Source organism: Cobetia sp. 5-11-6-3, from assembly GCF_013374055.1.
In the GTDB taxonomy this organism is placed as follows: domain Bacteria; phylum Pseudomonadota; class Gammaproteobacteria; order Pseudomonadales; family Halomonadaceae; genus Cobetia; species Cobetia marina.
The window spans coordinates 299,468-324,077 of sequence record NZ_BLWJ01000005.1 but is presented as its reverse complement, the minus strand read 5'-3'; the positions used below and the strand labels follow the sequence as shown (position 1 = coordinate 324,077).

19 protein-coding genes and 2 tRNA genes are annotated in these 24,610 nt (G+C 62.2%); 3 read left to right on the top strand and 18 right to left on the bottom strand.

All coding sequences use genetic code 11. The annotated features are described in order from the left end of the window. Nucleotides 1–3: 3 nt before the first annotated feature. The 10 genes from nusA to rlmE form a co-directional block, all read right to left on the bottom strand. On the bottom strand, nt 4–1,497 hold the full coding sequence (gene nusA, locus HXS66_RS11190; RefSeq protein ID WP_077379484.1) for a transcription termination factor NusA: 1,494 nt from the start codon (nt 1,495–1,497) through the stop codon (nt 4–6). Between the two features lie 76 nt (nt 1,498–1,573). Continuing rightward, nucleotides 1,574–2,032 carry a ribosome maturation factor RimP gene (gene rimP, locus HXS66_RS11185; protein ID WP_077379486.1) on the bottom strand — a complete coding sequence of 153 codons (459 nt, stop codon included), beginning with the start codon at nt 2,030–2,032 and terminating at the stop codon, nt 1,574–1,576. Nucleotides 2,033–2,155: 123 nt separating this feature from the next. Beyond that, nucleotides 2,156–2,232 (bottom strand) — tRNA-Met (locus HXS66_RS11180). 103 nt (nt 2,233–2,335) lie between these two features. Further along, nucleotides 2,336–2,422 (bottom strand) — tRNA-Leu (locus HXS66_RS11175). Between the two features lie 63 nt (nt 2,423–2,485). Further along, nucleotides 2,486–2,872 carry a preprotein translocase subunit SecG gene (secG, locus tag HXS66_RS11170; protein ID WP_077379488.1) on the bottom strand — a complete coding sequence of 129 codons (387 nt, stop codon included), beginning with the start codon at nt 2,870–2,872 and terminating at the stop codon, nt 2,486–2,488. Between the two features lie 5 nt (nt 2,873–2,877). Further along, a complete protein-coding gene (gene tpiA, locus HXS66_RS11165; RefSeq protein WP_136939438.1) occupies nt 2,878–3,624 on the bottom strand; it encodes a triose-phosphate isomerase in 747 nt (248 codons plus the stop codon). 173 nt (nt 3,625–3,797) lie between these two features. Further along, nucleotides 3,798–5,150 (bottom strand): phosphoglucosamine mutase, encoded by a 1,353-nt coding sequence (glmM, locus tag HXS66_RS11160; RefSeq protein ID WP_176503559.1) that lies wholly within the window; start codon nt 5,148–5,150, stop codon nt 3,798–3,800. Beyond that, nucleotides 5,147–6,040, bottom strand: a complete 894-nt coding sequence (folP, locus tag HXS66_RS11155) for a dihydropteroate synthase (RefSeq protein ID WP_255303210.1) — start codon at nt 6,038–6,040, stop codon at nt 5,147–5,149. Before folP ends, glmM begins: the two co-directional genes overlap by 4 nt. Nucleotides 6,041–6,430: 390 nt before the next feature. Further along, on the bottom strand, nt 6,431–8,434 hold the full coding sequence (gene ftsH, locus HXS66_RS11150) for an ATP-dependent zinc metalloprotease FtsH (protein ID WP_176503558.1): 2,004 nt from the start codon (nt 8,432–8,434) through the stop codon (nt 6,431–6,433). Between the two features lie 449 nt (nt 8,435–8,883). Continuing rightward, the gene (rlmE, locus tag HXS66_RS11145) at nt 8,884–9,612 is read right to left on the bottom strand and encodes a 23S rRNA (uridine(2552)-2'-O)-methyltransferase RlmE (RefSeq protein ID WP_084209486.1); all 729 of its coding nucleotides are present in this window, start codon (nt 9,610–9,612) and stop codon (nt 8,884–8,886) included. 175 nt (nt 9,613–9,787) lie between these two features. Here rlmE and yhbY point away from each other — a divergent pair, with 175 nt between their 5' ends. Further along, nucleotides 9,788–10,102: a ribosome assembly RNA-binding protein YhbY gene (gene yhbY, locus HXS66_RS11140; protein ID WP_077379496.1), complete on the top strand. Its 315-nt coding sequence runs from the start codon at nt 9,788–9,790 to the stop codon at nt 10,100–10,102. A 106-nt stretch (nt 10,103–10,208) separates the two neighbouring features. Here the strand turns inward: yhbY and HXS66_RS11135 are convergent, their stop codons facing one another. From HXS66_RS11135 to dapB, 5 genes are all read right to left on the bottom strand, one after another. Further along, nucleotides 10,209–10,661, bottom strand: coding sequence for a hypothetical protein (locus tag HXS66_RS11135; protein WP_176503557.1), 453 nt, complete (start codon nt 10,659–10,661; stop codon nt 10,209–10,211). Nucleotides 10,662–10,787: 126 nt separating this feature from the next. Then, on the bottom strand, nt 10,788–11,264 hold the full coding sequence (gene greA, locus HXS66_RS11130; protein ID WP_077379500.1) for a transcription elongation factor GreA: 477 nt from the start codon (nt 11,262–11,264) through the stop codon (nt 10,788–10,790). Beyond that, on the bottom strand, nt 11,261–14,491 hold the full coding sequence (gene carB / locus HXS66_RS11125) for a carbamoyl-phosphate synthase large subunit (RefSeq protein ID WP_176503556.1): 3,231 nt from the start codon (nt 14,489–14,491) through the stop codon (nt 11,261–11,263). The genes greA and carB overlap by 4 nt, the downstream gene beginning before the upstream one ends. Before the next feature lie 67 nt (nt 14,492–14,558). Further along, complete coding sequence (gene carA, locus HXS66_RS11120; protein ID WP_174775661.1) at nt 14,559–15,704, bottom strand: glutamine-hydrolyzing carbamoyl-phosphate synthase small subunit; 1,146 nt, start codon at nt 15,702–15,704, stop codon at nt 14,559–14,561. Between the two features lie 576 nt (nt 15,705–16,280). Continuing rightward, nucleotides 16,281–17,087, bottom strand: a complete 807-nt coding sequence (gene dapB / locus HXS66_RS11115) for a 4-hydroxy-tetrahydrodipicolinate reductase (protein ID WP_176503555.1) — start codon at nt 17,085–17,087, stop codon at nt 16,281–16,283. A 210-nt stretch (nt 17,088–17,297) separates the two neighbouring features. On the opposite strand from dapB, the gene HXS66_RS11110 reads away from it, so the two are divergent. Continuing rightward, complete coding sequence (locus tag HXS66_RS11110) at nt 17,298–18,323, top strand: esterase-like activity of phytase family protein (RefSeq protein ID WP_077379508.1); 1,026 nt, start codon at nt 17,298–17,300, stop codon at nt 18,321–18,323. Nucleotides 18,324–18,455: 132 nt separating this feature from the next. On the opposite strand, the gene dnaJ is transcribed toward HXS66_RS11110, so the two are convergent. The 3 genes from dnaJ to grpE all read right to left on the bottom strand — a co-directional run bounded on the left by dnaJ (nt 18,456) and on the right by grpE (nt 22,541). Continuing rightward, nucleotides 18,456–19,604, bottom strand: coding sequence for a molecular chaperone DnaJ (dnaJ, locus tag HXS66_RS11105; protein WP_077379510.1), 1,149 nt, complete (start codon nt 19,602–19,604; stop codon nt 18,456–18,458). Between the two features lie 168 nt (nt 19,605–19,772). Beyond that, nucleotides 19,773–21,695 carry a molecular chaperone DnaK gene (gene dnaK / locus HXS66_RS11100; protein WP_077379512.1) on the bottom strand — a complete coding sequence of 641 codons (1,923 nt, stop codon included), beginning with the start codon at nt 21,693–21,695 and terminating at the stop codon, nt 19,773–19,775. 216 nt (nt 21,696–21,911) lie between these two features. Further along, a complete protein-coding gene (gene grpE, locus HXS66_RS11095; protein WP_077379514.1) occupies nt 21,912–22,541 on the bottom strand; it encodes a nucleotide exchange factor GrpE in 630 nt (209 codons plus the stop codon). 364 nt (nt 22,542–22,905) lie between these two features. On the opposite strand from grpE, the gene recN reads away from it, so the two are divergent. Next, a complete protein-coding gene (gene recN, locus HXS66_RS11090) occupies nt 22,906–24,576 on the top strand; it encodes a DNA repair protein RecN (RefSeq protein ID WP_077379980.1) in 1,671 nt (556 codons plus the stop codon). Nucleotides 24,577–24,610: the final 34 nt, after the last annotated feature.

Sequence of the window (24,610 nt, the reverse complement as noted above, 5' to 3'; positions counted from 1 at the left end):
TAGTTACTGTTCGCTTGCGAACCAGGGCGCGCGGGCGGTCATGATCAACGCCGCTGCTCGCTCTTCGTCGACGCCTTCGATGTCTTTCAGATCATCGATGGCCTGCTCGGCAAGGTCTTCCATGGTGACGATACCCTTGCTGGCCAGGATGTATGCCAGATGACTCTCCATGCCTTCCATGTTGAGCAGATCTTCGGCCGGCTGTGCGCCGTCCAGCTGCTCTTCAGTGGCGATGGCGAGATTCAGCAGTTCATCCTTGGCCCGAGCGCGCAGCTCCTCGACCAGATCCTGGTCAAAGCCCTCGACCTCGAGCATTTCCTCGAGCGGGACATAGGCGATTTCCTCGAGTGAGGTGAAGCCCTCGTCCACCAGGACACGGGCTAGATCCTCTTCAATCTCGAGATGAGTGATGAAATATTCGACAAAGCTGTCGATTTCCTGCTCGCGCTTGCCCTCGGCTTCCGCCTCGGTCATGACATTGAGCGACCAACCTGTCAGCTCACTGGCCAGGCGCACGTTCTGACCGCTACGACCAATGGCCTGTGCCAGATTGTCCGCGGCGACAGCGACATCCATGGAATGGGTGTCTTCGTCGACCAGAATGGAGCCGACATCGGCCGGTGCCATGGCGTTGATGACCAACTGGGCAGGATTGTCATCCCACAGGATGATATCCACGCGTTCATTACGCAGTTCGTTTGACACGGCCTGCACACGCGAGCCGCGCATGCCGACACAGGCACCGATCGGGTCGATGCGCTTGTCATTGCTCTTGACCGCAATCTTGGCCCGCGAGCCCGGATCGCGAGCCGCGCCCTTGATCTCGATCAGCTGCTCGGCGATTTCCGGCACCTCGATCTTGAACAGTTCGATGATCAGCTCCGGACGCGTCCGCGAGAGTATCAACTGGGATCCACGCGCCTCGGTATCAACCTTCCAGAGCAATGCGCGTACTCGCTCGTTCAAGCGGTAACGCTCGCCATGGATCATCTCGCCGCGCGGCAGGAAGCCTTCGGCGTTGTCGCCCAGGTCGATGATCAGGCCGTCACGTGTCGTTTTCTTGACGATCCCCGCAACCAGCTCGCCTTCACGCTCCGCGTACAGGCGAACGACTTCGGCACGCTCGGCTTCGCGCACCTTCTGCACGATGACCTGCTTGGCCGTCTGGGCAGCGATACGACCGAAGGCTTCGGACTCGATCTGCTGCTCGACCACGGCGCCCAGCGCCAGCGGCTCTTCGCGCTGTTCGGCGATACTGGCCTTGATCTCGTAGTCCGGCGTCTCGAACTCGTCGTCTTCCACGACGGTCCAGCGACGGAAGGTCGCATAATCACCGGTGACACGATCGATCTTGACGCGGATATCCGCCTCTTCCTGATCGAAACGCTTGCGTGAAGCCGAAGCCAGTGCCGCCTCGACGGCCTCGAAAATCACATCCCGCGGCACGCCCTTCTCATTGGAGATGGCGTCAACGACCAGCAGAATCTCTTTGCTCATGACTTTGCCTCGCCAGAAACCTGTCCTTGCGCATCGACTCGAGCTCGCCAAGCGAGCAATGTGCCGACAACGTCAGTTATTTGAACTGCGGCACAATGCGTGCCTGGTCGATGCTTTCGATCGGAAAGCAGTATTCTTCTTCGTCGACCCGGATCACGACATCACCGTCTTCGGTGCCAGTCACCAGCCCCTGGTACTTGCGCTGGCCATCGAAGGCCTGGCGCAGTCGCAGTGCCACCACATGACCGATGTAGCGCTCGTACTGATCAAGCGTGAACAGCGGACGATCCATGCCTGGGGATGAAACTTCAAGCTGGAACTGGCCCGTGATGGGGTCCTCGACATCCAGCACGGCACCAACCTGACGACTGACGCTTGCGCAGTCATCCACGGAAATGCCATCGGAATGGTCGATATAGATCACCAGACGGGACTGCTTGCCTTGGGAGAGATAGTCGATACCCCAGAGCTCGAAGCCCAGAGCAGAAACGACGGGATCGATAAGCGCTTTAAGCGTAGCGTCCTTGGTTGACACAGACGAGGCTCCTACAGCAGTTGCATCAGGCACCTGACCGGGAGTAGAGAGGAGAGCTAGGTGGCTGATTGGCACTGGTGCTAACAAAAAGCCCCTTCATAGGAAGGGGCCTTTCAAGAAACTTGGTAGCGGGGACCGGATTTGAACCGATGACCTTCGGGTTATGAGCCCGACGAGCTACCAGACTGCTCCACCCCGCAACAATAGTCGGACGATGGTAATGTCACCGTAAAAGGAGGTCAAGGAATGACGTCTTTCAAAGGTGGCAGAGTTGCGTCCAGACTGCCAATCGATCTAACAGGATGGTGCCGAAGGGGGGACTTGAACCCCCACGACCATAAGGTCACTACCCCCTCAAGATAGCGTGTCTACCAATTCCACCACTTCGGCACGGGGGCGGGTATCGCCTGAGACGTTACCCGGAAGAATTCAAACGATAATGCCTTGAATTCCTTAGAGTACTGGTTGGTCTGCGTTGCCGCTTTCCTCGAGCACTGGCGACGTATTCTCCACACTTTCACTGGAGTCGTCAAGTGATGGCAGTGAATTTTTCTGCTGCTCGATCACGGTGGCATTCGGGATGCCCGCTTCCACGGAGGTCTGGTTGGCATTGGAGGCGAACCAGGCCAGGGTCAGGGACGTCGCGAAGAAGCCTGCTGCCAGCACGCCGGTGAAGCGCGCGAGGAAGTTGCCACTACCGCTGGACCCGAAAACGGTCTGGGAAGCACCACCACCACCGAAGGCAGCGCCAGCTTCGGCGCCCTTGCCCTGCTGGAGAAGGACGAGCACGATCAGTGCGACCGCGAGTACCACATGGACCATCAGAACGGCTACTTGCATGAGATTCAACCTGCAGACTGGCAAATGGCTAGGAATTCGTCGACCTGGAGAGAAGCACCTCCCACCAGGCCGCCGTCGATATCCGGCTGCGCGAGCAGCTCGGCGGCATTGGCAGCTTTCATGCTACCGCCGTACAGCAATTGCATGGCATCCGCGAGAGACGCGGACCACTCGCCCAGGCGTGCACGGATAGCGGCGTGCATGGCTTGCGCCTGCTCAGGCGATGCCGTGCGGCCGGTACCGATCGCCCAGACCGGCTCATAGGCCACGACAAGACGGGCACGCGCCTCAGCGGACAGCTCGGAGAACACGGCCTCCAGCTGACCCAGCACGACACGCTCCGACTCACCGGCTTCACGCTCTTCCAGTGTCTCACCGATGCACAGTACCGGCGTGAGGCCTGACGCGAGAGCCGCATTGACTCGTGCAAGCACGGCAGCATCGTCCTCGCCATACAGGCTGCGACGCTCGGAGTGCCCGACCAGCACCAGCGTCATGCCCACATCCTTGAGCATGCTGCCTGCCACCTCACCAGTGAAGGCGCCTGATTCCGCCGGGTTCAACGTCTGGGCGCCCAGCAGGACCGTCGCCGGCAGCCGCTCACGCGCAGCGCTCAGATAAGGGAAAGGCAATGCCAACGCCACCTGAACCCCCTGGGGCAGCGCTGCGGCCCCCAGTGCGTCGGCGAACTCGTCGATCAGGGCAAGATCGCCATTCATCTTCCAGTTACCGGCAATCAGCGGTGTACGCATGTGCTTCTCCCTTATGAGCAGTGCGAGGATGGTAATGGAGCGGCCCCTGACTGACAACCTCATCGCGAACTGTCAAGCCCTGCAGGCACGCTCGACCGGGCCTTTCATGACGTCCAGAATCGACGACAGGCGCACTGGGCGCCTGTCGTCGATTCTGATGACCGCGGGTGATATCAGCGAGCCTGCATGCTGGCCTCGACCGCCGAGGCGATCTGACGGGCCAGTGCCTGCACATCGAAGTGCGGCCGCCCCTCGACCATGACACGGATCAGTGGCTCGGTACCACTGGGACGCAACAGCACGCGACCTTCGCTGCCCAGCGTCTCTTCCACTTCCGCTACCGCGGCCTGGACGGCATCCGCCGCTATCAGCGCCTGATTGTCACAGCCCGGAGTCAGACGCACGTTGATCAACGCCTGCGGCGCCTTCTCGAAACCGACCAGCAACTCACTGAGAGAACATTCCTCACGCGCCATGATCGCCAGCACCTGCAGCGCGGAGACGATGCCATCGCCGGTGCTCTGGATATGGCTGCAGACGATGTGACCGGAGGATTCCCCCCCCAACTGCCAGCCATTGGCTTCCAGACGCTCGATGACGTAGCGGTCACCGACCTTGGCACGCTCGAAGGGAATTCCCAGACCTTCCAGTGCTGCCGCCAGACCGAAGTTGGACATCAACGTACCGACGACACCGCCCCCCAGCACCCCACGCTCGTGACGATCCCGCGCGATCATGTAGAGGATGTCATCGCCATCGATGACCCGGCCATCGGCATCGACCAGGATCAGACGGTCCCCGTCGCCATCGAAGGCCACGCCAAGATCGGCGCCCTGCTCGATCACGGCCGCCCGCAGTGCCTGCGGGTTGGTGGAGCCGACATCCTGGTTGATGTTCAGACCATCCGGCTCGCCACCGATGACGCTGACCTTGGCGCCCAGCTCACGGAAGACATTCGGCGCGATGTGGTAGGTCGCGCCATGCGCGCAATCCAGCACCACTTTCATGCCATGCAGGCCCAGACGGCCCGGCAGGGTCGACTTGCAGAATTCAATGTAACGGCCGGCGGCATCCTGGATGCGCGAGGCCTTGCCGAGGCTATCCGGCCCGACGATCTCGATATCGCGATCCAGCTCGGCCTCGATCTCGGCTTCCAGCGCATCATCCAGCTTGGTGCCGGCCGCGGAGAAGAACTTGATGCCATTGTCCGGATAGGCATTGTGCGAGGCCGAGATCACGATACCGGCATCCGCGCGGAAGGTCCGCGTCAGATAGGCGATGCCCGGTGTCGGCATCGGCCCCAGCAGGGAGACATCCACGCCTGCGGCAGAAAGACCGGACTCGAGCGCCGACTCGAACATGTACCCCGAGATGCGCGTGTCCTTGCCGATCAGTACCTTGCCGCGGCCATGGCGTGCAAAGACACGCCCGGCCGCCCAGCCCAGCTTGAGCATGAAGTCTGGCGTGATCGGGAATTCACCGACCGTGCCGCGAATACCATCCGTACCAAAATAACGTCGACTCATCGTATCGTGCCTTCCTGTAGCACGGCCCACGTCATGTCGACAGCATCGACAGTCGGGGCCACGTCGTGAACGCGTAGCAATCGGGCACCTTCACGGACGGCAAGTGCCGTCAGCGCCAGATTGCCAGCCAGTCTATCCTCTACCGCGCGCCCGAGCGCATTGCCGATCATGCTCTTGCGAGAGGTGCCGATCAGCAGCGGGAGGGTGAATTCGTGCAGCTGCGCCATGCGGTGATACAGACGCAGATTGTCTTGCAGGGACTTGCCGAAGCCGAAGCCGGGGTCCAGCAACAGACGCGAACGCTCGATCCCTGCGGCCTCACAGACGGTGATGCGCTCGGCTAGAAAGTCACTGACCTCATCCTCGATCGACTGCGCATAGGCGGTATCCTGCTGCATGGTGTCCGGCTCGCCACGCATGTGCATCAGGCACACCGGCAGGCCGCTGCGCGCGGCCGCCTCAAGGGCGCCCTCACGACGCAATGCACGCACGTCATTGATCATGCCAGCCCCGAGACGCGCCGTTTCCTGCATCACCTCCGGGGTACTGGTATCGACGCTCACCAGCGCCCCCAGCTCGCTCACCAGCCGCTCGACGACCGGACAGACACGTGCCAGCTCCTCATCCGCACTGACAGGGCTCGCCCCCGGGCGGGTCGACTCACCGCCCACGTCGATGATGGCGGCGCCATCGGCCAGCATCCGCTCGGCATGGCGCAGCGCGGCATCCAGGGTCGCGCTGCGCCCACCATCCGAGAAGGAGTCCGGGGTCACATTGAGAATCCCCATGACACGCGGGCGTGACAGGTCAAGCGTATGTCCACCGCAGTCAAGCGCCATTGAATGGCCCACCACGGGCTCGCGTGGCAGTGAATCAGCGTAAGTCGACATGATCACCCATGCAGAAAACGGGCAGCCAGGACGAACATCATGGCTGCCGGAGAAGGAATCGGGCACCCACTTTAAAGAGGCCTCATCGGCCGCGCAAGGCGTCGAACGGCCGCCACATGGGGCGTCAGCAGATGGCAACGCCATCTGCCCAGGCAAATCATCTGATCAGGATCAGGAACCTGAGCCGCGCCGCGCAGGATAGTGAGTCACACCGCCTCACCCACACTTACCCGGCTCACCCCGACGCCTGATCGCGGATGGCATCCCCCGCCATCAGCCGCCTCCGGGCATCCAGGGCGCCGCGAATGTCTGCCCCGAAAACGACAACGCCCGAGCGGAATGTCCGCTCGGGCGTTGTGAGAGTCAGCGCGATGATGGCTGATTCATGGCTCAGTGACCGCTTGGACCACCCAGCGGATCTGACGGACGGCGGCGCGTATCTTCCTCACCGTCGTCAGTGTCTGCGTCATCACCGTCTGACCCGGGGGCCTCAGGCGTCTCAGCTTTCGGCGTGTCGGCCACCGGTGCGACGAGACCACTGTCACCACCACCGGCCGGGCCACCCCAGTCCTTGGGCGGACGCGGAGTGCGCCCTGCCATGATGTCGGCCAGCTGCTCGGCATCGATGGTCTCGTAGGTCATCAGCGCCTCGGTCATCGCATCCAGCTTGTCGCGATTCTCCTCAAGGATCTGCTGCGCCTTGGCGTAGCACTCGTCGATGATACGACGCACTTCCTTGTCGAGACGTGAGGTGGTGTCGCCCGACTTCAGCTTGCCGCCGCCCTGACCCGGACCGCCGAGGAACTGGTGAGACTCGTCCTCATCGTACATGATCGGGCCCATTTCACTGGAGAGACCCCATTTGGCGACCATGTTGTGGGCAAGCTCGGTGGCACGCTTGATATCGTTGGAAGCCCCGGTGGTGACACCATTCGGCCCCAGCGTCATCTCTTCGGCGATACGACCGCCGAACAGCGAGCAGATCTGACTGATGATCTGCTGGCGGGAATAGCTGTAGCGATCCTCTTCCGGCAGGAACATCGTCACACCCAGCGCACGGCCACGCGGAATGATCGAGACCTTGTAGACCGGATCATGCTCTGGCATCACCAGACCGATGATGGCGTGACCGGACTCGTGATAGGCCGTGTTGCGCTTCTCCTTCTCGGACATGACCATCGATTTGCGCTCGGCGCCCATCATGATCTTGTCCTTGGCCAGCTCGAGCTCTTCCATGCCGACCAGACGCTTGTTGCGACGTGCAGCGAACAGGGCCGCTTCATTGACCAGGTTGGCCAGATCGGCACCAGAGAAGCCCGGCGTACCCCGTGCGATATTGACCGGCACCACATCGTCGCCCATCGGCACCTTGCGCAGGTGAACGCCGAGGATATGCTCGCGGCCACGAATGTCCGGCAGGCCTACCATGACCTGGCGATCGAAACGGCCCGGGCGCAGCAATGCGGGGTCAAGCACGTCTGGACGGTTGGTCGCGGCGATGACGATGATGCCGTCATTCGCTTCGAAGCCATCCATCTCGACCAGCAGCTGGTTCAGGGTCTGCTCGCGCTCATCGTGACCACCGCCCATGCCGGAGCCACGGTGGCGGCCGACGGCGTCGATCTCATCGATGAAGATGATGCACGGCGCCTGCTTCTTGGCCTGCTCGAACATGTCACGCACACGGGAGGCACCGACACCGACGAACATCTCGACGAAGTCAGAACCGGAGATGCTGAAGAACGGCACCTTGGCCTCGCCGGCAATCGCCTTGGCGAGCAGGGTCTTGCCGGTACCCGGCGGACCCACCATCAGTACGCCACGCGGAATCTGACCGCCAAGACGCTGGAACTTGCTGGGGTCCTTGAGGAAGTCGACCAGTTCCTCGACCTCTTCCTTCGCTTCGTCACAGCCCGCGACGTCGCTGAAGGTGGTCTTGATCTGATCCTGGCTCAGCAGCTTGGCCTTCGACTTGCCGAAGCTCATCGGGCCACCCTTGCCGGCACCACCACCCTGCATCTGGCGCATGAAGAACATGAAGATGGCCAGGATGATCAGAATCGGGAAGCTGGCAATCAACAGACGTGTCCACAGCGACTGCTGCTCAGGCTTCTTGCCGATGACCTCCACCTTGTTGGAGAGCAGGTCATCCATCAGCTTGGGATCGGACGCCGCCGGCCGGATGGTGGTAAAGCTGGAGCCGTCGGCCCGCTCACCCTCGATGGTGTAGCCATCGATGGTCACACTCTTGATCCGGTCGTTCTGCACCTGCTGGACGAACTGTGAATAGTTCATCGCCTGCGGCGAGGTATCGACGCTGAAGTTGTTGAACACCGTCAGCAGCACTGCCGCGATGATCAACCAGAGAATCAGGTTCTTCGCCATGTCGTTCAAGGGGACACCCTCATTGCATGAATCTGTCTTGGCATGCCGTGAATACTCCGACTGCCGTCTTGTGGTGGCCTGCCATGCTATCTGATCGTGCCTGCGGGGTATCAAACGACGCAACACGCCGCCTTGCCTACCGAGTCACTCAAAGCTTGCCTGCGTTGTTCTGCTTGCCGATCGATGATGATGCGACCTTGGCATCTCATCAACCTGTTACCGGCCCTCCGTGCTCAAGGCCCAATGCTATCGACACTACACCAGATGGGGGCCGGCAACCATTGCTTAAAGGCCGGCACCGGACTATTCAGCCGATAGTCGGCCTATATCAGAGATACAACGACTTCGACCGAGGCACAATGATTCCAGCCTGACCAAGTATGCCATCGGCCGCCTTAACCGGTGATGAAGTCGCCGCCCGGGGCAGAAATCGGGATCGCCTGGCATCGAGGGCAACGTCAGCCCTTGAACCCCTGCCCAAGCAGATAGACCTCGCGCGAGCGGGCGCGCGACGCTTCCGGCTTGCGCGTGACGACCTTGTTGAAGCTGCCACGCATGTCCTTCAGGTAGGCATCGAAGCCCTCTCCCTGGAAGACCTTGACCAGAAAGTTGCCACCCGGCTTGAGCGTCTGGCGCGCCAGATCCAGCGCCAGCTCGACCAGATACATGCCGGCAGGCTGATCTATCGCGCTCATGCCGCTCATGTTGGGTGCCATGTCGGAGATCACGAGATCCACCGGGCGATCCCCCAAGGTGGCCAGAATCTGGTTCAGCACGGCCTCTTCGGTGAAGTCACCCTGGATGAAATCAACACCGGCCAGGGCGTCCATCTCAAGGATGTCGGAGGCGATGACCACGCCTTCCATGCCGACGCGATCCGCGGCGATCTGGCTCCAGCCACCGGGGGCGGCACCTAGGTCGATGACGGTAGCGCCCGGCTTGAGCAGGCGGTCCTTGTCATCGATTTCAATCAGTTTGTAGCTGGCACGGGAACGATAGCCATCGGCCCAGCTGCGCTGGACATAGGCGTCATCAAAGTGTTCCTTCATCCAGCCAGCGCTGCTCTTGCTGGGGTGAGCCACGTTGTCACCTGGAATGTCGGGGGAAATCGAATACTGGCGGGAGATGGTGCGGGGGGATAACGACGACACGAAAGGCGTGGCAAGCTTGCGCACGGGTCGTGTCATGAGCGTCGTCATGGAGTAGAATGGCGGGTCCTGCGCGCGGTTCCGCCCGCGGGCACAGACATTGCCTGCGCAACAGACGGGTTCACACCCCTGGATTTCAAGCCCTGGAGTCGACCCTGTCTTTCGCTACGCTCCCCGCTCCCATCGGACGCCAACAGGGAAACTTTACGATACCATGAGCTTGTCACAGTCACAAAAGAAAGCATTTCGCAGCATCGGGCACCATCTTGACCCGATCGTCACCGTCTCGGAAAACGGCCTTTCCGACGGCGTCGTGACCGAACTCGAGCGCGCACTGCACGATCACGAACTGATCAAGCTGAAGCTGGCGATCAATGATCGCGAAGCCCGTGGCGAGGTGGCTCGCCACCTGTGCAGCGAAACCGGCGCGACCCTGATCCAGAGCATCGGCAAGATCGCCCTGCTGTATCGCCGCAACCCGCAGGCCAAGCCGAAGCTGTCCAACGTACAGCGCTTCAGCGAGAAGTAAGCCGCCGGGCCCAGGCCTGACGAGGCTCACCTCGCACGCCACGCCTGCCGCAGACAGAAACGCCGCCCTCATCGAGGGTGGCGTTTCTGTTTTCTGTGACTGACAATCACGACCTGACGCGCTGATTCAGCTCAAAGGTGATGTCGTCCAGCGCCCGCTGGGTGACCTGATGACGCTTGAGTGTCGTCTGTCTGGACTCCCCCTCACCGCTGCCGGCATCACGATACTTGATGACCAGCGTCTTCTTGTCGAAGGTGAAACCCTCGATCAGCTCATACTCGATCTTGCGACACCCCATGAGTGGTGACGGCCGCAGATAAAGCGACTGATTGCCGAAGTGCGCCAGCGGCACCACCAAGTGGAAAACTCCCCTCGCCAACAGGGCACTCCCCAGGACCAATGACGGCGTCAACAGCGCCGAGTCCCCGGTGTACCGATAGGCAAACGACTGGGAGACCACATATGCCACCCCGAACAGCATGAACCCGAGCACCATGAAGATGGCCACCATGGAGGTTGCCATGATGCGCTTTTCCGGCTGACTTCCCTGTACTTCCATTACTCCCTCCCTGAAGGATTTCGTGCCCGCAGGCAAAAAAAACAGCCCTGCCGGGATGACCGGCAGGGCTGTCACGACATCAGGATCTGACGAATCAGAGGCGATGCTCTTCAGATGTGACGTGCTTCAGATGTGATGCACTTCGGAGATTTCATACTCCACATCGCCACCCGGGGTACGCACGACCACGACATCCCCTTCTTCCTTGCCGATCAGCGCACGCGCGATCGGTGAGGTAACGGAGATCTTGCCGTCCTTGATGCTGGCCTCATCCTCACCCACGATGCGATAGCGCACTTCGCTGTCGTCATCGAGGTTCATCAGATCAACCGTGGTACCGAAGATCACCTTGCCTGTCTTGGGCAGCTTGGTGACATCGATGACCTGGGACATCGAGAGCTTGGCTTCAATCTCCTGGATACGCCCCTCGATGAAACCCTGTTGCTCACGCGCGGCGTGATACTCGGCGTTCTCCTTGAGATCGCCGTGCTCACGTGCTTCCGCGATGTCAGCGATGACCTTGGGGCGTTCCGTGCCCTTGAGGTGCTCGAGCTCCTTGCGCAGGCGATCTTCGCCCTCGACGGTCATCGGACTTCTACTCATATCATGACTCCTGCATGCAGATCCTGGAGACGACGGACCTTGACATCGTTTCCGTACTCGAGCGCCATGCACACGGCATTGGCACCCGCCAGCGTCGTGGCATAGGGCACCTTGTGCGCCAGCGCAGTGCGGCGAATCACGGACGAGTCATTGATGGCCTGACGTCCCTCAGTGGTGTTGACGATGTAGGCGATCTCGCCGTTCTTGATCATGTCGACGATATGCGGCCGCCCCTCGAACACCTTGTTGACGGGTTCAACCTCGAGCCCGGCAGCGGCAATCACCTCTGCCGTGCCACGGGTAGCACAAAGCGTAAAGCCCAATGTTACCAGAGAGCGGGCCACCTCGATAACGCCCGCCTTGTCGAACTCGCGCACGGACAGGAACGCCTTGCGATCGCCCGTCAATGTCGGGATGGCTTCCCCGGCGCCCAGCTGCGCCTTGTAGAAGGCCTCGGCGAAGGTATCGCCAGAGCCCATCACTTCACCGGTGGACTTCATTTCCGGTGACAGGATCGGATCGACACCCGGGAACTTGGCGAACGGCAGCACCGCTTCCTTGACGCTATAGAAGGTCGGCACGATTTCCTGGGTGAAACCGATCTCTTCCAGGGTCTGGCCGGCCATGCAACGCGCGGCGATCTGCGCCAGCGACTGGCCGATGCACTTGGAGACGAACGGCACGGTACGCGAGGCACGCGGGTTGACCTCGATGACGTAGATCACGCCATCCTGCCAGGCCAGCTGAACGTTCATCAGACCGACGACGTTGAGCTCCAGCGCCATGCGCTTGACCTGCTCACGCATCTCTTCCTGGACGTCTGCCGGCAGCGAGTACGGCGGCAGGGCGCACGCCGAGTCACCGGAGTGGATACCAGCCTGCTCGATGTGCTGCATGATGGCGCCGATCACGACCTGCTTGCCGTCGGACACCGCGTCGATGTCGACCTCGATGGCGGCATTCAGGAAGTGGTCCAGCAGCACCGGCGAGTCATTGGAGACCTTGACCGCGTGGGTCATGTAGTTCTCGAGCTCGGAGGCGGAGTAGACGATTTCCATCGCGCGGCCGCCCAGCACGTAGCTCGGACGCACCACCAGCGGGTAGCCGATGGTTTCGGCCTTGACGAAGGCCTCCTCGAAGCTGCGTGCGGTGGCGTTTTCCGGCTGGATGAGACCGAGCTTCTCGATCATCTGCTGGAAACGTTCGCGGTCTTCGGCGCGATCGATGGCGTCCGGCGTGGTACCGATGATCGGCACACCGGCGGCCTCGAGCTCACGGGCCAGCTTCAGCGGCGTCTGACCGCCGAACTGGACGATGACACCGACAGGCCGTTCCTTGTCGGCGATCTCCAGCACGTCTTCCAGCGTCACCGGCTCGAAGTAGAGGCGATCGGAGGTGTCGTAGTCGGTGGACACGGTTTCCGGGTTGCAGTTGACCATGATGGTCTCGTAGCCGTCCGCGCGCATGGCGAGGGAGGCGTGGACGCAGCAGTAGTCGAACTCGATACCCTGACCGATGCGGTTCGGACCACCGCCCAGCACCATGATCTTCTTCTTGTCGCTGACCTCGGCCTCACACTCCTCCTCGTAGGTGGAGTACATGTAGGCGGTGTCGGAAGCGAACTCCGCGGCACAGGTATCGACACGCTTGTAGACCGGGCGGATGCCCTGCTGCTGACGATGCTTGCGGAAGGCCTTCTCGGACACGCCCATCAGGCGCGCCAGACGGGCATCACTGAAGCCCTTGCGCTTGAGACGGAACAGACGATTGGCATCCATCTCACCCAGAGAACTTGCCGCCACTTCGCCTTCCTGAGCGATCAGGTCGGCCAGCTGCACCAGGTACCAGCGGTCGATGTTGGTGAGACGGAAGATCTCTTCGATGCCAAGGCCGGCACGCATGGCGTCGGCGATGTAGAAGATACGCTCGGCACCGGCGGCCTGCAGCTCGCCCTTGATGCGCGCCATGTTCTCGTCGCCGTAGTCGGCCACGATGGGATCGAGACCATCGACACCGGTCTCCATGCCACGCAGTGCCTTCTGCAGGGATTCCTGGAAGGTACGACCGATGGCCATGACTTCGCCGACCGACTTCATCTGCGTGGTCAGACGGTCATTGGCCTGCGGGAACTTCTCGAAGGTGAAGCGCGGAATCTTGGTGACGACATAGTCGATGGACGGCTCGAAGGACGCCGGCGTCTTGCCACCGGTGATGTCGTTCTGCAGCTCGTCCAGGGTATACCCGATGGCCAGCTTGGCGGCGATCTTGGCGATCGGGAAACCGGTCGCCTTGGAGGCCAGTGCAGAGGAGCGCGACACGCGCGGGTTCATCTCGATCACGACCATGCGACCGGTGTCCGGGCAGATGCCGAACTGGACGTTGGAGCCACCGGTCTCGACACCGATCTCGCGCAGGACGGCCAGCGATGCATCACGCATCAGCTGGTATTCCTTGTCGGTCAGGGTCTGTGCCGGGGCGACAGTGATGGAGTCACCGGTATGCACGCCCATCGGGTCGAAGTTCTCGATGGCACACACGATGATGCAGTTGTCGTTCTTGTCACGAACGACCTCCATCTCGTATTCCTTCCAGCCCAGCAGCGATTCGTCGATCAACAGCTCACGGGTCGGCGACAGCTCGAAACCGCGATGGCAGATCTCTTCGAATTCTTCACGGTTGTACGCCACGCCGCCGCCGGAACCGCCCATGGTGAAGCTGGGACGGATGATGGACGGGAAGCCCAGCTCGGCCTGGATTTCCCAGGCCTCTTCCATGGAGTGTGCGACCTTGGCCTTCGGGCACGCCAGGCCGATCTTCTTCATCGCCTTGTCGAAGCGATCACGGTCTTCGGCCTTGTCGATGGTATCGGCGTTGGCACCGATCATCTCGACGCCGAATTTCTCGAGCACGCCTTCGCGCTCCAGGGCCAGTGCACAGTTCAGTGCGGTCTGGCCACCCATGGTCGGCAGGATGGCGTCCGGACGCTCCTTCTCGATGATGCGCGCCACGGTCTCCCAGGTGATCGGCTCGATGTAGGTCGCGTCGGCCATCACCGGGTCGGTCATGATGGTGGCCGGGTTGGAGTTGACCAGGATGACCCGGTAACCCTCTTCACGCAGGGCCTTGCAGGCCTGTGCGCCGGAATAGTCGAACTCGCACGCCTGGCCGATGACGATGGGGCCGGCGCCGATGATCAGGATGCTTTTCAGGTCTGTACGTTTCGGCATGTCTCTTCCCGCAATGATCTGGTGACTGAACTCAACGATGGATCAGGCCCTCGGGCCTGCGCTCGGCTCAGCGTCGCGCGCGCATCATCTCAATGAAACGATCGAACAGCGGGGCGACGTCCTGCGGGCCGGGGCTGGCTTCCGGGTGACCCTGGAAGCTGAAGGCCGGACGGTCGGTGCGCTCGATGCCCTGCAGACTGCCATCGAACAGCGACTTGTGGGTCGCGCGCAGATGGCTCGGCATACCGGCTTCATCCACCGCGAAGCCGTGATTCTGACTGGTGATCATCACCACACCACTGTCAAGATCCTGCACCGGGTGGTTGGCACCATGGTGACCGTGGCCCATCTTGACCGTGCTCGCACCGGAGGCCAGGGCCAGCAGCTGGTGACCGAGGCAGATGCCGAAGACCGGCGTCTCGGTCTCGAGCACTTCACGAATCGCGGTGATGGCGTAGTCGCAGGGTTCGGGGTCGCCCGGACCGTTGGACAGGAAGATGCCATCCGGGTTGAGCGCCAGCACCTCGGCGGCAGGCGTCTGCGCCGGCACGACGGTCAGACGGCAGCCACGCGAGGCCAGCATGCGCAGGATGTTGTGCTTGACGCCGTAGTCGTAGGCGACCACGTGGAAGGGGCGCTCTGACTCACGGGTGTCGGCGTAGCCTTCTCCCAGGGTCCATTCGCCTTCGTGCCACTCGAATGACTCGCGGCAGGAGACTTCCTTGGCCAGGTCCATGCCCTTGAGGCCCGGGAAGGCACGAGCGGCTTCCAGCGCACGCTCGACGGCGTCATCTCCCTGAGCATCCTCACCGGCGAGAATGGCGCCGTTCAGCGAGCCCTTCTCGCGCAGGATGCGCGTCAAACGACGCGTGTCGATATCCGCGATGCCGACGACATTCTCGTCACGCAGGTACTGATCGAGAGAGCGAGTGGAGCGGAAGTTGCTGGCCAGCAGCGGGAGGTCGCGGATGACCAGGCCGGCGGCCGCGACATGATCGGACTCGTTGTCCTCGTCGTTGATGCCGGTATTGCCGATGTGCGGATACGTCAGAGTGACGATCTGTCGGGTGTAGGAGGGATCGGTCAGGATTTCCTGGTAGCCGGTCATGGCAGTGTTGAACACCACCTCGCCACTGGTCTGCCCATCAGCGCCGATGGCGCTGCCGTGAAATACACTGCCGTCTTCCAAGGCCAGTATCGCGGGTTTGATCAACGCAACGTCCTCCCCTAAGTGTCCACTTTCCTGCCCGGAATCCGCGGTCGAACACCGGACATGCTGCTTGATTGTCGTACTCGACTGACGCCGAGTCTGGGTCCCGCTGCCACTCTTCCCACGCGCCTTCCCCATGTGAGGAGCGCTCGCCGGAAGCGGCAAATTCAGGCTGCAAAAAAGCGGGACGAAACCGAAAAATCAGGCTTCATCCCGCTTGTTATCATTCTTCGGAATATTGCTTGTCACAGCGGCCCCAAGAGTGCGGCCAAATTGGGTAGAGATTACCCGAATCCTGCGGTGCTGACCACCCCATGACTGCACCGCGAGCGGGCGGCAGTGCCCACCATACGGTCGTTTCGTCACAGCGGTCAGCTTGTGGAGCATCGGGGGTGATCGCGAGCCTGCCCCCTGAATCACCTGCCAGGAACATTTCCCGCCGCAAGGTGCGACATCCATCACCGCCGACCGACAATATCCTGTCGGCAGTGACAGCTTCCGCGATGCGCCCGGAAGCCACTCGAACGCGGTATATCGAGTGCCCGGGACGCGTTCTCGACCCGAGCCCCCGACGGAACATCACTTGAGACCCAGCACGTCCTGCATGTCGTAGCGTCCGACGCCACGCGCTGACAGCCACTCGGCGGCACGCGCCGCACCCTTGGCGAAGGTCATGCGGCTTGAGGCCTTGTGGGTGATCTCGATGCGCTCGCCTTCGGTGGCGAACATCACGGTATGCTCGCCGACGATGTCACCGGCACGCACGGTGGCGAAGCCGATTTCCTTGTCGGTACGCGGACCACACTGACCTTCGCGTGCAAAGACACCGTGGGTCTCGAGATCACGACCGATGGCATGTGCCACCGCCTCGCCCATCGCCAGTGCCGTGCCGGAGGGGGCATCGACCTTGTGGCGGTGGTGCGCCTCGATGATCTCGATGTCATACCCTGCATCCCCCAGTGCCTGGGCTGCCGTTTCCAGCAGCTTCAGCGTCAGATTGACGCCGGAGCTCATGTTGGCGGCAAACACGAAGGGCACGCTGTCGCGATAGCCATCCAGTTGCTCGAGCTGCTCCGGGCTGAAACCGGTCGTGCCGATGACCATGCGCTTGCCGTGCTCGGCACACAGCGCCAGATTGGCCAGCGTCACCTGCGGCGCGGTGAAATCGATCACGACATCGACGTCATCCACCACGGCGGCCAGACTGTCACTGGCGACCACACCCAGACGCCCCTGCCCCGCCAGCTCGCCGATGTCGGCACCTGCCAGGGAGCTACCGGCCTCGACGATGCCCGCTGTCAGCGTCAGGCCTTCCACGGCACCGACGGCCTCGACCAACGTGCGTCCCATGCGTCCGGCGACGCCCATGATTGCGATACGGGTCATGCTGACTCCTGCCTGTTGTGGGTCTTGAGGGCAGCCACCCCACGGCGATGATGAGGGTGTGCCACCTGTGCTGTCCCCGCGAGTATATCAGCCGCCTGCAGCGTTGGCTGACGTCATGTATTTGCCCCCGTTACGCGCTAGAGTAGCGGGAGACTGAGTTCCTGCCTGTCCACGCCACTCCCTCTTCACCGCTCAGTTCCCGGAGTCAGCATGTCGCTACTTCATCGTTATGCCATTCGCCATTGGCGCCTGCTGCGCCTCGCGACCCTTGCCACGGCAGTTGCCGGCCTGCTGAGTGCCTGTGGCGTTCACCCGCGCCCCTACTCGCTGGCCTCGCCGGAGCAGATGAGCCAGCTGCCGGAGATCCAGTGGTGCGGCACCCTCAAGCTGCCAGGCAAGTGGCTGGATGGCACCCCCGTCGGCGGCCTGTCCGATATCGGCTGGGACAAGGATGAATCCCTGCTGTACGCCGTGTCGGACCGAGGCTGGCTGCACCGCCTGCGTCTGGCCTTCCGCCATGGGGAGCTGGTCGGTGCCAAGGCACTCAAGACCTATACGCTGCGCGACGAGACCGACATCTCCCTGCAAGGCGCCCTGAGCGATGCCGAAGGCATGCAGCTGCTGAAGGACCACAACGGCCGGCGCGGTGATACCCGTCTGGTCATCAGCTTCGAGCAGCAACCCCGAGTCGAGCACTTCCTGCCCAGCGGACTGGCGATCAGCGAACCCGCCACCCCCGTGGGCGTACGCGGTGCCGCCCCCAACAACGGCATGGAGGCGCTGACCCTGCACCCCGAGTACGGCCTGCTCGCCGGTCTGGAAGCCACCCCGGAGGGCATGGACGAAGGCACCACGCGCCTGTTCACGCTGGATGGCAAGCAGGAATGGCGCTATCCACTGGCCAGCGACACGGGCTCGAGCCTGACCGCCATGGAGATGCTGCCGGACGGGGACATCCTGATGCTGGAGCGCGCCTTCTCGCCGCCCTATCCGCTGGTCATCAGCCTGCGTCGCGCGCATCTGGGAGAGCCGGGGACGACTGTCGAGGTCCGCACCCTTGCCCGCCTGTCGAGTGGCGAGGGGTGGTCACTGGACAACTTCGAAGGGCTCACGCACCTGGAGGGCAATCGCTTCCTGATGGTCTCGGATGACAACTTCAGCAGCTTCCAGACCACGCTGCTGAGCTGTTTCGCGGTGATCGAGCCCGAGGCCTTCACGCCAGCCTCTCAAGAGTGAAACATCGCCTGACAGCGCATCGCTGATGACATGTCAGGCGAGCCCTACAATGAAAAAGCCCCACACCCGAGTCATCGGGGTGGGGCTTTCGCGTTGCGCATCCGCCAGCGCGGAGGAGAACGAAGACGCAGCCTAGGGCTTCATGTCCTCGAAGAACTTCTTCACGCCATCGAAGAAGCTGTTCTCCTTCGGCGAGTGGCTCTTGCCGGTATCGCCAAGACTCTGCTGGAACTGGCGCAGCAGCTCCTTCTGCTCTTCGTTCAGGCTGACAGGTGTCTCGATGACCACCTTGCACAGCAGATCGCCGGCAGGGCCACCACGCACCGGCTTGACGCCCTTGCCGCGCAGTCGGAACAACTTGCCCGTCTGGGTCTCGGCCGGAATCTTGAGCACGACACGACCATCCAGCGTCGGGACGTTGAGCTCACCACCGAGCGCTGCATCCACGAAGCTGATCGGCACTTCACACTGCAGGTGACGCCCATCACGCTTGAAGATCTCGTGCTCGCGCAGATTGACCTGGACATACAGATCACCTGACGGCCCGCCGTTGACACCGCCCTCGCCTTCGCCGTTCAGGCGGATACGGTCACCGGTGTCGACGCCCGGCGGAATCTTGACCGAGAGGGTCTTGGATTCCTGCACGCGGCCTTCGCCGTGACACTTGCGGCACGGTACGCTGATCTTCTCGCCACGCCCGTGGCAGGTCGGACATGCCTGCTCGACCGCGAAGAAGCCCTGCTGCATGCGCACCTTGCCCATGCCGTTGCAGGTCGGGCAGGTTTCCTTGGTGGAACCCGGCTCGGCGCCGTCACCATCACAGTGACCACAGGCAGCTAGACGCGGCACGCGGATGTCGACCGTGGTACCGGCGACCGCCGATTCCAGATCGAGATCAAGGTTGTAGCGCAGGTCGCTGCCACGCTGTGGAGCGTTCGGGTTGCGACGACCACCGCCGCCACCGAAGATGTCACCGAAGACATCGCCGAACACGTCGCCGAAGCCACCGGCACCACCACCAAAGCCACCGCCGCCGAAGCCACCGCCGCCCTGGCCGTCGACACCGGCATGACCGAACTGGTCATAGGCCGCGCGCTTGTCCGCATCGGACAGCACTTCATAGGCTTCTGACACTTCGCGGAACTTCTCCGCCGAGGCCTCGTCATCCGGATTGCGGTCAGGGTGATGCTTCTGAGCCAGGCGTCGGTACGCCTTCTTGATGTCCTTGGTGTCGGCGCCACGCTCGACACCAAGCACTTCGTAATAATCACGCTTGGACATGGATCAGGTCCGCCTGGATTGCTGGCAGCCCAAGGCTGCCTGTCTGTTCTGGGATATCGGCTGTCACCGACAGCGTGCGCCCACGCGATACGCTACCGGTGCAAACGACAACGCGGGACACCTTCGCAAGGCTCCCGCGCTGTCATCAGACGTCGTTCAAGAGATCCCTCAGGACTTCTTGTCGTCGTTGACTTCCTCGTACTCGGCGTCAACCACGTCGTCGTCTTGCTTCTTGTCAGCCTGACCGTCGCCAGCCTGCTCACCCTGGGCACCCTGCTCGGCGTACATCTTCTGCGCCAGGTTGCCGGAGGCTTCGGTCAGCGCATCCAGCTTGGCCTGGATCGCGTCCTTGTCGTCGCCTTTCAGGGCTTCTTCCAGCTCGGAGATCGCCGTCTCGATGGCTTCCTTCTCGCTGGCCTCGGCCTTGTCACCGGCTTCGGTCAGGGTCTTTCTGGTCGCGTGGATCATGCCATCGGCCTGATTGCGCAGCTGGACCATTTCCTCGAACTTCTTGTCCTCGTCGGCGTTGGCTTCCGCGTCACGCACCATCTGTTCGATCTCTTCGTCGGACAGGCCGCCGGAAGACTTGATGACGATGGACTGTTCCTTGCCGGTGGCCTTGTCCTTGGCGGACACGTTCAGGATACCGTTGGCATCCAGATCGAAGGCGACTTCGATCTGCGGCACACCACGCGGGGCCGGCGGAATGTCGGCCAGGTCGAAACGACCCAGGGACTTGTTCTGTGCCGCCTGCTTGCGCTCACCCTGCAGGACGTGGATGGTCACCGCGCCCTGGTTGTCGTCAGCGGTGGAGAACACCTGAGACTTCTTGGTCGGGATGGTGGTGTTCTTCTCGATCAACGGAGTCAGCACGCCACCCATGGTCTCGATGCCCAGCGTCAGCGGCGTCACGTCCAGCAGCAGCACGTCCTTGACGTCGCCACCCAGCACGCCGCCCTGGATACCGGCGCCGACGGCGACCGCTTCATCCGGGTTGACGTCCTTGCGCGCTTCTTTGCCGAAGAATTCAGCGACCTTGGACTGCACCAGCGGCATGCGAGTCTGACCACCGACCAGGATGACATCGTCGATCTCGGAAGCGGACAGGCCGGCATCGGCCAGAGCGGTCTGGCACGGCTTCAGGGAGCGAGCGACCAGCTCATCAACCAGCGACTCGAGCTTGGAACGGGTCACCTTGACGTTCAGGTGCTTCGGACCGGTGTTGTCTGCGGTGATGTACGGCAGGTTCACGTCGGTCTGCTGAGCGCTGGACAGCTCGATCTTGGCCTTCTCGGCAGCTTCCTTCAGACGCTGCATGGCGAGATTGTCGCCGGACAGGTCGATGCCGCTGTCGGACTTGAACTGGTCAACGAGGTAGTTGATCAGATGCATGTCGAAATCTTCACCGCCCAGGAAGGTGTCACCGTTGGTGGCGAGCACTTCGAACTGGGTCTCACCGTCGACGTCCGCGACTTCGATGATGGAGATATCGAAGGTACCGCCACCCAGGTCGTAGACCGCGATGGTCTTGTCACCACGAGACTTGTCCATGCCGTAGGCGAGTGCCGCGGCAGTCGGCTCGTTGATGATGCGCTTGACCTCGAGACCCGCGATGCGGCCGGCGTCCTTGGTCGCCTGACGCTGGGAGTCGTTGAAGTAGGCCGGCACGGTGATGACCGCTTCGGTGACTTCTTCACCGAGGTAGTCTTCCGCGGTCTTCTTCATCTTCTTGAGGATTTCCGCACTGATCTGCGGCGGCGCCATCTTCTTGTCCTTCACCTGGACCCAGGCATCGCCATTGTCGGCTTCGACGATCTTGTACGGCACCATCTTGATGTCTTTCTGGACGACATCATCCTTGAACTTGCGACCGATCAGACGCTTGACCGCGAACAGGGTGTTCTCCGGGTTGGTCACTGCCTGACGCTTGGCCGACTGACCGACAAGGATCTCGTTGTCGTCGGTGTAGGCGATGATGGACGGCGTGGTGCGGCCACCTTCAGCGTTTTCGATGACCTTGGTCTTGTCGCCGTCGAGCACTGCCACACAGGAGTTGGTAGTACCCAAGTCAATACCGATGATGCGTCCCATAATCGTATACCTCGAATCTGTTGCTAGCCTGAAAGATGAGTCTGGTTGTCGGTACCTTGTGTCGGCACCTGAACTTGCTTCAATAAGTGGGGTCGCGCGTCAGGCTTTCAAGGGTGTGCTGGCATTTTTTGCCGCCCTGATCCTCCTTGAAGCCCCGCAGGGCGGGCATGTGCCATCACGACACATGCCCTCATGGCCACTCGACCCCGCAGGGCCTCAGTTGGCCTTGCTGACCGCGACCATCGCCGGACGCACCAGGCGACCATTGAGGGTGTAGCCCTTCTGCATCACGTCGATGACGCTGTTCGGCTCGGCATCCGGAGATGGCACCATGGCGACCGCCTGATGGTATTCCGGGTCGAAGGGCTCGCCGTGGGGGTCCAGCTGCTCGACGCCTGACTTGTTCAGGGCATCCAGCTGCATTTTCAAGGTCATCTCGATACCTTCGACATGTGCCTTGGCTGCCTCGTCGTCGCTCATGGACTCAAGCGCCTTCTCGAGCGAGTCCACCACCGGCAGCATTTCCTTGACGAACTTCTCCAGCGCGAACTTGCGAGCCTTCTCGGCATCCTGCTCGGCGCGACGGCGCGCGTTCTGCGCCTCGGCAGCTGAACGCAGCGCCTGGTCCTTCGCCTCCTTCACCGCCTGCTCGAGTTCCTCGACCTGAGCGGCCAGCATCTCGGCTTCCGGATTGTCGATCAGCTCACCTTCGCTTTCGGCGGCGACATCGGTGGCATCCAGTATGTCTTCAATCACTTCGCCTTCCGGAGTTTCCGGCTGCGGCTCGGCGTCGCGAGCGGCACGCTGAAGTTCTTCATCCATCGGGGTCTGCGGATCCTGAGCCATGCTGTTCTCCTGCGGGCCGACGTCTGTGCGCCATTGCCCTGTTCGTGGCCTGCGGAGCCTGCCTCGAGACGACGAAGGCAAGCCCCTGAAGACAGGCCATGAGTTGCCTGTAGGGCAGCAAGGCCGCGCCATTGCTGCCGACGATGAGTGTCAGGGCCTTTATATGGGGCCGGCACTCGGCTTCTCAAGCCTTCGATGCGGCTTTTCTGCCAGCTGAGTCCGGCATGGATTGAAGGCCGACGGAGCGTGCTGTATAAAAAGCCATATACACTGTATGTACATCCTGTATGGCGACTCCGTAGTCACCCCCGAAACGGGCAATGATCGGCACGGCGTACGCCCCAGCTTCCCTTCGGAGGTAGTCATGCTGCTACAGCTCGCCATTCAAGATTTCGCCATCGTCGAGACACTGGAACTCGATTTTCGCCGCGGCATGACCGCCATCACCGGCGAGACGGGGGCCGGCAAGTCCATCCTGCTCGGTGCACTCGGCCTGTGCCTGGGCGAACGTGCCGATGCTGGCAGCGTGCGACACGGCGCGGATCGCGCGGATCTCATCGCACGCTTCGATATCACAAGCCTCAGCGACGCGCGCGAGTGGCTGGACGAACGCGAGCTGGGCAGCGACGACTGCCTGCTGCGCCGGGTGATCACCGCCAGCGGACGCTCGAAGGCCTGGATCAACGGCACCCCCTGCACCATCGCGGACCTGCGGGAACTGGGTGAGCACCTGATCGACATCCATTCCCAGCACGCCCACCACTCGCTGCTGAAGGAAGAGACGCACCTGCGTCAGCTCGACGAGTACGCCGGGATCGAGACGCAGGTCACGCAGCTGCGCGAGGACTTCCGCCACTGGCAGGAGGCACATCGCCGCCTCAAGCGCATGAGCAATGATGGCGACGAGGTACGCGCTCGTCGCCAGCTGTTGCGCTATCAGGTCGAGGAGCTTGATGAGCTGGCACTCAGCGAGGGCGAGCTGGAGGCACTGGAGCAGGAGCAGGAAACCCTGGCCAATGCCGAACAGATTCTCAGCGAGGCGCAGGCCGCCGCCGAGTGCTGCGATCATGATGATGAAGGTGCCCTCGCGCGCCTCAATCAGGCCGTGGCGCGACTGACACACCTGCCGGGCAGCGAGCAGGGTTCGCTGGCCAGCGCACTGGGCATGTTGGAAGAGGCACGCATCCAGATAGAAGAAGCGGCACGCGAGCTGAACCGCTTCGTCGAAGTCACCGAACTCGACCCGGAGCGTCTGGCCTTCGTCGATGAGCGCCTTGGGCGCATCCACCAGATCGCCCGCAAGCATCATGTCTTGCCCGAGGAGCTGCATGGCCTGCACCAGCGACTGAGCGAGGAGCTGGAAGGGCTCGGGGGTGACGAGGAGGCCATCGAGGCCCTGCGTCAGGAAGTGGCGGCCCGCCGGGATGCCTGGAAGATCCTGGCTACTGAGGTCGGTACGTCACGAGCCGCTGCCGCCCCCCAGCTGGCCAGCGACATCCAGGATCAACTGGCCTTCCTCGGCATGGGCAAGGCGACGTTCGAGGTTGCCGTCGAGCCACGCGAGCGCCCGCAACCCGAAGGCATGGAGCGCATCCACTTCCGCATCAGTGCCAACCCGGGGCAGCCGCCGCGGGCGCTGGCCAAGGTCGCTTCGGGCGGTGAACTGTCCCGCGTCTCGCTGGCCATTCAGGTGGTGGCCGCCAGTCGCTCGACCATTCCCAGCCTGGTCTTCGATGAAGTGGATGTCGGCATTTCCGGTGCGACCGCCGAGATCGTCGGTCAGCTGCTGCGCCGACTGGGCGACAAGGGCCAGGTGCTGACCGTCACCCACCTGCCTCAGGTCGCGGCCCAGGCGCATCAACATCTGCATATCGAGAAGCAGGCAGAGAAGAACACCACACGCACCCACATGGCACTGCTGGACGAGAGTGGCCGCGTGCGGGAGCTGGCACGCATGCTGGGCGGCATTCACCTGTCCGAGCAGACCCTGGCACACGCTCGCGAGATGCTCAGCGCGGCGGACAGCCGTCACTGAGCCCCGACAGGCCGCCTTCCCGACGTCCATTCGT

Excerpts from the sequence above, each read along its gene's own strand:
- dnaK (WP_077379512.1), bottom strand. The coding sequence starts at position 21,695 with ATGGGACGCATCATCGGTATTGACTTGGGTACTACCAACTCCTGTGTG.
- recN (WP_077379980.1), top strand. The coding sequence starts at position 22,906 with ATGCTGCTACAGCTCGCCATTCAAGATTTCGCCATCGTCGAGACACTG.
- dnaJ (WP_077379510.1), bottom strand. The coding sequence starts at position 19,604 with ATGTCCAAGCGTGATTATTACGAAGTGCTTGGTGTCGAGCGTGGCGCC.
- carB (WP_176503556.1), bottom strand. The coding sequence starts at position 14,491 with ATGCCGAAACGTACAGACCTGAAAAGCATCCTGATCATCGGCGCCGGC.
- rlmE (WP_084209486.1), bottom strand. The coding sequence starts at position 9,612 with ATGACACGACCCGTGCGCAAGCTTGCCACGCCTTTCGTGTCGTCGTTA.
- glmM (WP_176503559.1), bottom strand. The coding sequence starts at position 5,150 with ATGAGTCGACGTTATTTTGGTACGGATGGTATTCGCGGCACGGTCGGT.
- grpE (WP_077379514.1), bottom strand. The coding sequence starts at position 22,541 with ATGGCTCAGGATCCGCAGACCCCGATGGATGAAGAACTTCAGCGTGCC.
- secG (WP_077379488.1), bottom strand. The coding sequence starts at position 2,872 with ATGCAAGTAGCCGTTCTGATGGTCCATGTGGTACTCGCGGTCGCACTG.
- folP (WP_255303210.1), bottom strand. The coding sequence starts at position 6,040 with ATGTCGACTTACGCTGATTCACTGCCACGCGAGCCCGTGGTGGGCCAT.
- yhbY (WP_077379496.1), top strand. The coding sequence starts at position 9,788 with ATGAGCTTGTCACAGTCACAAAAGAAAGCATTTCGCAGCATCGGGCAC.
- HXS66_RS11110 (WP_077379508.1), top strand. The coding sequence starts at position 17,298 with ATGTCGCTACTTCATCGTTATGCCATTCGCCATTGGCGCCTGCTGCGC.
- greA (WP_077379500.1), bottom strand. The coding sequence starts at position 11,264 with ATGAGTAGAAGTCCGATGACCGTCGAGGGCGAAGATCGCCTGCGCAAG.
- HXS66_RS11135 (WP_176503557.1), bottom strand. The coding sequence starts at position 10,661 with ATGGAAGTACAGGGAAGTCAGCCGGAAAAGCGCATCATGGCAACCTCC.
- dapB (WP_176503555.1), bottom strand. The coding sequence starts at position 17,087 with ATGACCCGTATCGCAATCATGGGCGTCGCCGGACGCATGGGACGCACG.
- tpiA (WP_136939438.1), bottom strand. The coding sequence starts at position 3,624 with ATGCGTACACCGCTGATTGCCGGTAACTGGAAGATGAATGGCGATCTT.
- nusA (WP_077379484.1), bottom strand. The coding sequence starts at position 1,497 with ATGAGCAAAGAGATTCTGCTGGTCGTTGACGCCATCTCCAATGAGAAG.